Source organism: Nocardia sp. NPDC058518, assembly GCF_042719655.1.
Lineage (GTDB): Bacteria > Actinomycetota > Actinomycetes > Mycobacteriales > Mycobacteriaceae > Nocardia.
On the sequence record NZ_JBHXNJ010000001.1, the window covers coordinates 632,858 to 642,250 of the forward strand.

9 protein-coding genes and 1 riboswitch are annotated in these 9,393 nt (G+C 66.6%); of the genes, 3 read left to right on the forward strand and 6 right to left on the reverse strand.

The features are described 5' to 3' along the window. Positions 1–97 precede the first annotated feature (97 nt). Positions 98–278: riboswitch (M-box (ykoK) riboswitch) on the reverse strand. Between the two features lie 263 nt (positions 279–541). The 3 genes from ACFWPX_RS02785 to ACFWPX_RS02795 all read right to left on the reverse strand — a co-directional run bounded on the left by ACFWPX_RS02785 (position 542) and on the right by ACFWPX_RS02795 (position 2,757). Then, entirely contained in the window at positions 542–1,285 is a 744-nt protein-coding gene (locus ACFWPX_RS02785) for an ABC transporter permease (protein ID WP_378925365.1), read from the reverse strand. Positions 1,286–1,485: 200 nt separating this feature from the next. Next, positions 1,486–1,929 carry a hypothetical protein gene (locus tag ACFWPX_RS02790; RefSeq protein WP_378925367.1) on the reverse strand — a complete coding sequence of 148 codons (444 nt, stop codon included), beginning with the start codon at positions 1,927–1,929 and terminating at the stop codon, positions 1,486–1,488. A 192-nt stretch (positions 1,930–2,121) separates the two neighbouring features. Next, entirely contained in the window at positions 2,122–2,757 is a 636-nt protein-coding gene (locus tag ACFWPX_RS02795; RefSeq protein ID WP_378925369.1) for a TetR/AcrR family transcriptional regulator, read from the reverse strand. An 847-nt stretch (positions 2,758–3,604) separates the two neighbouring features. Between ACFWPX_RS02795 and ACFWPX_RS02800 the strand changes: the two genes are divergently transcribed. The 3 genes from ACFWPX_RS02800 (at position 3,605) to ACFWPX_RS02810 (ending at position 6,294) form a co-directional block, all read left to right on the forward strand. Further along, positions 3,605–4,402, forward strand: coding sequence for a CPBP family intramembrane glutamic endopeptidase (locus ACFWPX_RS02800; RefSeq protein WP_378925371.1), 798 nt, complete (start codon positions 3,605–3,607; stop codon positions 4,400–4,402). A 282-nt stretch (positions 4,403–4,684) separates the two neighbouring features. Next, positions 4,685–5,098: a hypothetical protein gene (locus ACFWPX_RS02805; protein ID WP_378925373.1), complete on the forward strand. Its 414-nt coding sequence runs from the start codon at positions 4,685–4,687 to the stop codon at positions 5,096–5,098. Next, positions 5,095–6,294, forward strand: a complete 1,200-nt coding sequence (locus ACFWPX_RS02810; protein WP_378925375.1) for a PrsW family intramembrane metalloprotease — start codon at positions 5,095–5,097, stop codon at positions 6,292–6,294. Before ACFWPX_RS02805 ends, ACFWPX_RS02810 begins: the two co-directional genes overlap by 4 nt. Positions 6,295–6,357: 63 nt before the next feature. Here ACFWPX_RS02810 and ACFWPX_RS02815 read toward each other — a convergent pair whose 3' ends face one another. From ACFWPX_RS02815 to ACFWPX_RS02825, 3 genes are read right to left on the reverse strand one after another with little or no spacing between them, the layout of a single operon-like run. Beyond that, positions 6,358–7,167 carry an AAA family ATPase gene (locus ACFWPX_RS02815; protein WP_378925377.1) on the reverse strand — a complete coding sequence of 270 codons (810 nt, stop codon included), beginning with the start codon at positions 7,165–7,167 and terminating at the stop codon, positions 6,358–6,360. A gap of 2 nt (positions 7,168–7,169) precedes the next feature. After that, positions 7,170–8,612 (reverse strand): Mu transposase C-terminal domain-containing protein, encoded by a 1,443-nt coding sequence (locus ACFWPX_RS02820; protein WP_378925378.1) that lies wholly within the window; start codon positions 8,610–8,612, stop codon positions 7,170–7,172. Next, the gene (locus tag ACFWPX_RS02825; RefSeq protein ID WP_378925380.1) at positions 8,609–9,199 is read right to left on the reverse strand and encodes a recombinase family protein; all 591 of its coding nucleotides are present in this window, start codon (positions 9,197–9,199) and stop codon (positions 8,609–8,611) included. The genes ACFWPX_RS02820 and ACFWPX_RS02825 overlap by 4 nt, the downstream gene beginning before the upstream one ends. Positions 9,200–9,393: the final 194 nt, after the last annotated feature.

The following is a 9,393-nucleotide window of genomic DNA, read 5'->3' on the forward strand; positions in this document are numbered from 1 at the left end:
CAAAGCAACGTCTATGACTGCCGTCGGACACGACGACCACCTCCCTTCCACACACGAACATGCCAAGGCAGCGGATTCAGCACTGGGAAGGCCGATCCGGTACCACTCCTCGTAAGACCTTTGGCACTCCACGGCGTGAACCCACACACCTGCTGGTGTCGGGAGCCAATCGGGGCCACCCCTTAAGCCGGGGAGACCTGTCCTGACCCGGGGCGTCTCTCGACGTTCGGGGTCGCTGGCCTGTATCCGTGAAGGAGCCTCAGCGAACGACGGCACCTTGCGTCAGGCAGTTAACACCCCGCCTTCAGATCACGCAACCCCGCATAGGCCTCACAACACCCACCACGGGAGCGATGAGGCCGAGCCGGGGCCGTACGTCTCGGCACGCAAGACAGCCGAGGACCCGGCGACATCAGCTGTGGCGCTACATTTGACCGAGTAGCTCAGCCGTAGCCCGAGCGCCGGACGTAGCGGCTGCTGAATCGATGCCGGGATGGGCGCCGGTGGGTGCCGATCGGCGCCGGGCAGCTGAGCATGGAGCTCAGCGTGATCGGGCACGGTGGACACGTCTTCGCGCGACCAGTTCGACCGTCACCGCGACCGCGCAAGCCTGCGAAAGCATCAGGCCGATCAGGACCAGGATCTGCACGGCACCGGCTTGAACGGCCGACCCGCTCGTGAGCAGCACGCCGATGAAAGCGCCGGGGAGACTGACCAATCCGACTGTGCGGGCCTGGTCCACACCCGGTATCAGCGCGTCGATCGCGGTGTTGTCGAGGACCAGCAGGTGAGCCGCCCGGTCTCCGAACCCCAGGCTCAACGCAGCCTCGACCTCGCCCCGGCGCAGGGCGATGGCGTCCAAGCCGCGCCGCGCTGCCAGCGAGGTCGCTGTCATGGTGCCGCCGAGGAGGATGCCGCCGATCGATACGAGGGTGATCCCATGGATCGGGACGACTCCACTGAGGAGGGTCGCGGGCAGCACCGCGGTGGTGCCCGCGGCGATTGCCAGCCCGAGCCACGCTCCCGACCGGCCTGCCTCGGCGCGTCGCGCCGAGGTGACGGCCGCCGCACCGGACATGACGAGCAACACGAGCACTGCTGACCACACATGCCGCAGCGCCGCGGCGAGGATCAGCGCGATCAGGCTCATTTGCAGCACTGCTCGACCCGCTGCTGCGGGCACCACCGACGGTGAGCCCAAGTGGGCCAGCCAGTAGACCAGGGTCGCGGCGGCTACCAGCGCCAGGCAGAGCAGGGCGAGACCGAGACCGGGTGTGACCGCCATGATGTCTCCTCACTGCTCTCAGCCCAAGGCGAAATCCGCCTCAACCAACAGTTGACCGGACAAGATTCCCAGGTCACCCCAGTTCCCATCTCCGATGTGCCCCGCCGGGGGCGCGTAGAAACCCGCACCGCATCCAAATCACGAACGGCGCCTCCGGAATTCCGGGGCGCCGCTCGGGCACTTCGCACCGCGTCAGCGGATCAGGCTTCGCGCACCGCCGTGACGATCGCGACGACCGCCGCGGACAACGCCCCGATCACCACCCCGCCGAGGACGACCGCGGCGGCGGCGACCGTGAACTGATCCCAGCCCACCATGAGCGCGGCGACGCCGAGGACCACGAGGATCGCGTCGACGCCGACGGCGGCCAGGACAGCGTCGTCGCGGCTCAGCAGCCGAGGAGTCAGCGCAACGGTGGCCGAGCCGAGCAGGACGGACACCAGTCCGACCACGACGAAGACAGGGACGGCCATTCCGGTGCCGACCGCGGTCCCCAGGATCAGCGTGGCGAACGGGACGAGGCCGTACAGGACGCGGATCGCGCCCACACCTCGCAGCGTCCACGAGGACACATCGACGGGGTCGCCCCCGGTAGAGGTCTTGGTCGCGTACGCCATGCGCACAGTTGCCACCTGGCTGGTCATATCCCGCTCCTTCGACATTTTCACACCTTCGTGCAATTGCACGTAGCTGTGAAACTACGTCCATTGCACACCAATGTGCAAGAACTCGTGAAGGGACTCACAGCCGCCCGGGTTCGTGCCGGAGAGCACACCCTTGATTCATTCGGGGACAGCGCGTTTCGACGAGCAATCACCCGACGAGCGCACCTGCGATCAGTGCTGCGCGGCCTCCGCGGCGGACCGGGCGATCTCCGCGGCACCGGAACGGTCGACGCCGACCGCGATCAGGCAAGCCAGGGCGGCGTCGCGCGCGGCTTCGGCACCGACCCATTCACCATCGCTGTGCGCTTTCAGCAGCTCGAGCACCAGCGCCGTGAGCACCCCGGCCAACGCTGCGGGCGGCAGGTGAGCAGCGAAGGTTCCGTCGGCTTGACCAGCCGCTATCAACGTGACCAGCCGGGCGCGGACGGGCGCGAGCCGGTCGGCCATCCGGGCCCGCGACCCGGCTTCGTCCAGGCACAGCAGCAGCTGGAACTCGTCGCCGACAGCCCACAGCGCGACCGCCATATCCGCGGTCGCCCGGGCGGGCGGTTGCGCGGTGTCGATACCGTCGAGTGCGCGACCGACCTGCTCGAAGGCCTCGTCGAGCATGCCGTCGATCAGCGCTTCCCTGGTGGGGAAATGACCGTAGAGGGTGCGGCGGACCATCCCCGCGGCAACGGCGATATCTTCCATACTCGCCAGGGGATTTCGCAGCAACTCGTCCCCGGCCACAGCGACGATGCGTCGCCGGTTGGCCAGTGCGCGCGGCCCGAGGCCGACGGTGGTCGAGTGCGTCGTCGCAGTCACGTCCGTCCTTTCACCCACCACCATCCCACACCTGCGCAAAGGTGTGCAAAAGGCCGTCGTCGCCGCGTTGGAACCGGACCACTTCGTGACGGCCGGGATCGCCGACGATATCGGGGCAGAACACGTCAAGTTTCCAGGCACAGAAGCCCCTTCGACCGAGGTCAGAGGGGTTTCACTGTCGGCCTGACAGGAATCTGCCTTCGACCACTTGGCGCGCGTTCCAATTGTCCAAACCCATCAGTACCCAATAGCGCTCAGCGCCAGGCTCTTTCGCGAAACGACTGCTCTCACCGTTTCGCGTGAATTCGCATCGATTCCGGTCAAATCTGTGGGGTTTCCGTGCGGCGCTACCTACAGCTTTCAGTGAGCGGCGCCGCTCCTGGCGCAGCGCCCGCATGTAATCGCCGAAGTCGACCTGGATGGTGTAACGCTTGGACGCGACGTACCGGCGTTCGATGGCACGGCGTTCGCCGCAGTCCTGGACGAGCTGACGCCCGACTCGTGCCCGGCCGCGCCGTCGCTGGACCGCTACGACGAACTGCTGCAATAACAGCAGTTCCGACCCCGCCCCGGAGACGTCACAGTTCGGCGCCAGATTGTTCGCCCGGAATTGGCCAACCGATGTTCCGGCCGGACGAACCGGTACATCTACCGGTCAGCGTCCGTGATGTCGATCATGATCGAGATCGACCCGGCCAGCATGATTACCCCTTTCCCCGCGAAGGTACCGCGCAGGGGCGGAGCCACCTTGCGTGGTTGCCATAAGGTTGCTACCAGAGCGGCAGGCGCCGAGCGACACGAGTCCATATCGAGCGTCCAACTTTCCGAGCGGATACTCTTTACCCGCATGAGCACGCCCGAAACTGCGCTATCGGCCACACAGGCCGGTCGCCGCCGGCTGTCCTATCCGATGTTCGCGCTGGTCGTGATCGTCTATCTGGCGATCATCCAGCTCGGTGGCCTGCTGATGACCGAACTGACCGGCGAGGACGACTTCTTGTCCACGCGTGCGGTGTTCTACGGCATGATCATCCCGCTCGGCGTCGCCTTGGCGTTCACCTACGGGCTCATCGCCTATCTCGGCTGGACGCGACCGGTCCTGCACGACGATCGACCGACCCGGCCGTGGGTGCGGGTCGTGCCGATCGTGTTCCTCGTCGCGATCGTCTTCGGCATCAACTACAGCGCCCTGTCCGACAAAGGCCTGCTGTACACACTGGTGCTGCTGATCGCCACCCAGTTCGTCGGCTGGGGCGAGGAGGGCATGTTCCGCGGAATCGGCGTGGTGGTCCTGCGTGATCACGGGCTGAGCGAGGGCAAGGTCGCGCTGTGGTCGAGCATCGTGTTCGGGGCGGTGCATCTGACCAACGGCATCACCCACGGCGCGAACGCGATCGGGCAGGCGATCATGGTCAGTCTGGCCGGCTACTTCTTCTACCTGACGCGGCGGGTCACCCGCGGCAACACCGTCAACTCAGTGCTGCACGGCCTGTTCGACTTCACCCTGCTGACCGGCACGTCGATTCTGATCGATCAGACCTTCTATCTCGGTGCTCTGCTGCCGATCCTGCTCTACCCGGCGCTCGCGATCGTGCTGCTGGTGAAGCGCCACAGTATCGAGCCCGCTCCGGCGCACGCCGCCTGAGCCACCGACCGATCACGGAGACGCACGTGGGAACACATCAGCGAGAGACCGAAAGGGGCTTCTCGGAACAGTATTTCGACCCGGGTGACCGCTGGGTGCCGGTGGATCGCCGCTGGCTCGGCATGGACAAGCGGACCGTCCTGCCCGCCCTGGTCGTGCTCGTGCTGGCCTTTCTGCAGGGGGTGCTGCTGCCGCAGATCGACGCCGCGATCCCGGAGAGGGACGTGACCGCCGTCGGCGATGTGATCGCGGTGCAGGGTCAGGTGGGCTTCACCGCCGCCGGTGGCTGGTCGCTGGTCGCTGGTCGCCGGGGAACGTCGAAGCGACGAGCCCAGCGGGCAGGGGTACCCGCCGCAAGCGGTGCTCACCCGTGGCGGGACCCAATTCGTGGTCCGTACCGGCAATTTCGACGGCGACGCCACCGCCCTGCTCGATCAGATCCAGCGCACCGACGAACTTCTCGGCGGGGCGCTGACCGCGACCGGCGACCCGGTCGCCATCACCACCCGCGCCGGTCTGACCGGAATCATCACCCGCTACGCGGCCGCAGGCGTAGATGGTGTGCTCGCCGCGTTCGTTTTCAACGGAACCGGAATCGAGGTCGTGGCCGTCGGCCCGGCGCAACCGGGCCAGGACATCCTCGGCGAGGTCGCCGAGATGATCGCCAGTATCGAACCGATCGGAGCAGTGCGGTGACCGGCAGCAGCGACCTGACCCAGACCAGGTTCCTGGCCATCGAGAACTCCGGCTGGGGCCGCGATTTCACCTTCTACCAGCCACGCAATCTCGCGTTCTGGGTGTATCTGCTGATCACCGGTTCCGGAGCGATGCTGTTCGTCTCACGCATCGCCACCAGCTATCCCGCCTACGGGCGCGCGATCGCCGTCACCGCTGTGGTGTTCACCGTCTACGGCGCGTTGTTCTGGTGGTTCGTCGCCCACATCGACCGCTACGCCCGCCAACCCACGAAACTGCTCGTCGCCGCCTTCTGCTGGGGCGGGTTCGCCGCCACCTGGTCGATGGCCTCCTACGCCAACACCGCCCTGATCGACATCTACGGCAAGGTCTTCGGCCACGCCTTCGCCCAGGACTGGGGTCCGGGCCTGAGCGCACCGTTCACCGAGGAAACCGCCAAGGGCTTCGGTCTGCTGCTGATCATCGCCCTCGCGCCACGGCTGATCCGTACCGCGTTCGACGGCTTCATCGTCGGTGCGTTCCTCGGCCTGGGCTTCGAGATCATCGAGGACATCGCCTACGGCATGAACGCCGGCGCCTCGCAGTTCGGCGCCAACCAGGTCGGCGCATCGATGAGCACCGTCGTACTGCGCGTGATCACCGGCGCCACCGGCCACCTGCTCTACACCGCGATCTTCTGCGCCGGACTGGTGTATCTGCTGGGCCGCCCCGCCGAACCCCGCAAGATCGCGCGCGGCATCGGCCTGATCGCGATCGCGATGCTGCTGCACGGATTCTGGGACTCGATGGGCAACCTCGCCGGCGACAGCGCCCTGGGCAGCATCGCGATCATCGCCGGCACCATGATCATCGCCCTGTCGATCGCCGCAGGCGTCTTCGCGACCACGGTGCCCCGCGAACGAGATTTTCTCGCCCGGATCCTGGCGCCCGAGGTCGACAACGGGACACTCACCGAAACCGAGGCGGTCGCAGCGTGCGCGGATGCCAAGGGCCGCAGGACATTCCGCAAGGCGGGAGCGGGCAGGGCCGGACGCGCCCGCAACGAACAACTGCTCGACGCGATCTACGACCTGGCTGACGCGCTGGCCACCGACCGCGGCGGGGAAACACCACGGGTGGAATTCGCACGCTCGGAGATCACCCGTATCCGCGACGGGCGCCCGGCCACCCAGGCACAGCTGCCAGTCCGGATCTGAACACCTTTCGAGCAGCGCGTCTTCGTGTGACTTGCAGTGATAAGTGGCGGTGTTTTCGCGCGGTCAGGTGGCGCCAATGACGAGGGTGCTGCGGGCGGTTTCGACGACGTCGGCGGTGATGGTGTGGAGTTCGTTGATCTTCATGATGCGGTGGATCTGGGCGAATAGTCGTTGCAGGAGGCGGAAGTTGCCGCCGGTGATGCGGGCGACAGCAGCGACGGCTTGGGCGTCGGTGAAGTCGTCGGGGTCGAGTTCGAGGGACAGTTTGTGCCAGTGCCGGGTCAGGACGAAGGTGAGTTCTTCGCCGGTCAGCGGCCGGTATTGGTGGGCGAAGCCGACGCGGCTGTAGAGCTGCGGGTAGCGGGAGAAGGTCTTTTCGATACCGGGCATCCCGATGAACAGCAGCCCGTGGTCACCGCGGTCGTATTGGTCCCGCAGAAGTTCGATGGCGGTGGCGGACAGGCGTTCGGACTCGTCGATGACGAGCAGTTCGACGTAGTCGGGCATCCGGTGCTCACGGCTGCCGGTGTGGACGTGCTGGTCGATGCAGATATTTACCCGGTTGTAGAGCTGCGTGAGGTCGCCGCGCAGTTCCCGCAGGGTGGCCGCGACGGTAGGCGTGTAGAACACGGTGCGGGCACGGGATAGTGCGGCGTAGAGGTCTTTGTCGGATTCTTCGCGGGGACCCCAGGTGGTGAGCAGGTGCCCGGACTTGTCCCACCGCGCGTAGCGGGAGGCCGACAGTGTCTTACCGATTCCTGCAGCGCCGTAGCAGATTCCGATGGTCCGGTCGCGTTTGACGGTGTCGGCGAACTCGACGAAGCGGCGGTGTTCCTTGGTGGCGATGAACGGCCAATTCCGTGGTGTCGGCATGTTCAGTCCTCCTGGTAGGCACGCAGAGGCGGTGTTGGTGCGGGTGCCGGCGGTTTCGCTTGTGAGGGCTGGCGCACGGGTGCAGGTAGGTAATCGGTCACCACGGTGATGCGTTCGTTGATCTGCTCGCGGACTCGGCGCCGGTAAGCGCGGCGGGCGGCTTGAATGTCTTTGAGCCCGATGGTGTCGCCGGTGTGGTCAGGGCTGATGGCCTTGCACAGGAACCGGTTTTTGTGGAAGACCCGGATCTCGGTGATGTCGCGTGGGTCGTAGCGGATGGTGATCGGCTCGCGGACGTAGGCGGCCAGGGTCGGGTGCAGGTAGCGCAGGCCCTGGAAGTGGATGCCGTCGCGGTGCACGACACGGGGTGTGGCGACCTGGATCAGCAGCAGGTCGAGTTGTTCGAGACTCTCGGGCATGCGTGGCAGCCAGCCCTCGGCCATCCAGGCTTGTTGTGGTGTGACGCCGATTTCGGAATGGGTGCGCTGGTGGTGGGTGTCGGTGATGAACTGGCCGATTGCCTCGTCGAGCTGGCGTAGCGACAGCGCCGGCGGCGTGGCCGGTTTGCCGTGGACGAGGTGGCCGGGCAGTTCGGTGAGCAGTTCGGTGTTGATGGTGCCGAAGAACCGCTCGATCTTGCCGCGGCCCTGGGGTCGCGCCACGGTGGAGTGCACGATCTGAAACTTCAGATCGGCGGCGACCTGGGCGAGGTGGTCGCTGGTGAAGTCGCTGCCGTGGTCGACGTAGAGGATCTCGGGTATCCCGCACATCGGCCAGCCCGGATCGGATTTGGTCCAAATCGCCTGCCGTAGCGCCAGCGAAGTGTTCAACGCCGACGGGGCGCCCAGATTCACGGTGTAGCCGGGCACCGCCCGCGAGCAGTCGTCGAGCACCACGGTCAACCATGGCCGGCGTGTGTTCCCGCCATCGAGGACCAGGATGTCGAGCTGGGTGTGGTCGACTTGCCACATCGCGTTCGGACGTTCGGCGCGGCGCCGGTAGACCAGCTCATAGGTGTCGCGGAACGCGGCAGCACCGTCGTGGGCCAGGGTGAGCATCGCCGGGTCGAGTGCGGTGACGATCGAGCGAACGGTGCTGTAGGACACCGGCACCCACCCTTGTTCGGCCGCGACGCGGGCCGCGCGGCGGGTGATCGCCGCCAGCGACGGACGCGGGCGGCGCAACGCCATACCCTCGATCAGCCTCACCAGGTCCAGGTCGGTGTGCCGACCGGTCGACCGGCGGCGGGTCGGGGCGAGCCCGGCCACGCCCGAGGTTCGGTAGCGATGTAGCCACCGTTGAGCGGTCCGCAACGGCACACCCGCCTGTGCCGCAACGCGGGTCAATGGCACCTCGTCATCGAGATGAGGCCGCAGCACTTGGAAGCGGCTCATCGCCTGCTGGCGGTCCGCGTCGGTCAATCCGGTCAGCCCGGCCGCCGTCACGCCTCCATTTTCGCTGCGTCAGCGGACAGATGTCGGTAAATGGTGGGGCGGGTGACACCGAACTCGGCGGCGATCGCCTCGACGGTGTAGCGGCGTTTGCCGCGCTCATCGAGTTCTTCGTACATCTGTCGAGCCAAGGCCACCTGCCGGGGCCCGAGTTTGGGTTTCTGCCCGCCGGTGCGGCCACGGGCACGAGCTGCGGCCAGACCGTCGCGAGTGCGCTCCGACATCAGGGCATGCTCGAATTCCGCGATCGAGCCCAGGATTTGGAAGAACATGCGACCCACGGCGGTGGAGGTGTCGATGCCCTGGTCCAGGACCACCAAGTCCACACCGCGGTCCTGAAGTGTTTTCGACAGTTCGATCAGGTGCTCGAGGGATCGGCCGAGCCGGTCGAGCTTGGTCACCACCAGTTGATCTTTGGGCCGGTTGGCGACCAGCAGCGCCTTGCTCAGCTCGGGGCGGGATGCGAGTTTGCCGGAGGCCTTGTCGAGGAAGATCTGTTCGCATCCGGCCGCGGTGAGCGCGTCGTGTTGAGCCTCGGGGTGTTGATCGCGGGTGGAGACCCGTCCGTAGCCGATTCGCATGGCGCGGAGTGTATTGCGAACCCCCGACAGGTTGACATTGGTGCGTACACGGCAAGCGTTACAGAGGTGACCTGCGGGAACCCGTTCCGCCGCAGAGTGTCGGGGGGGGCGTGGGGGGAGGGCGGCGAGACGCGCGGGAGCGGGGGGGTTCTCGTGGGCGCGGGGGGGGGTGGGTGCGGGTGAGTGGGTGTGGG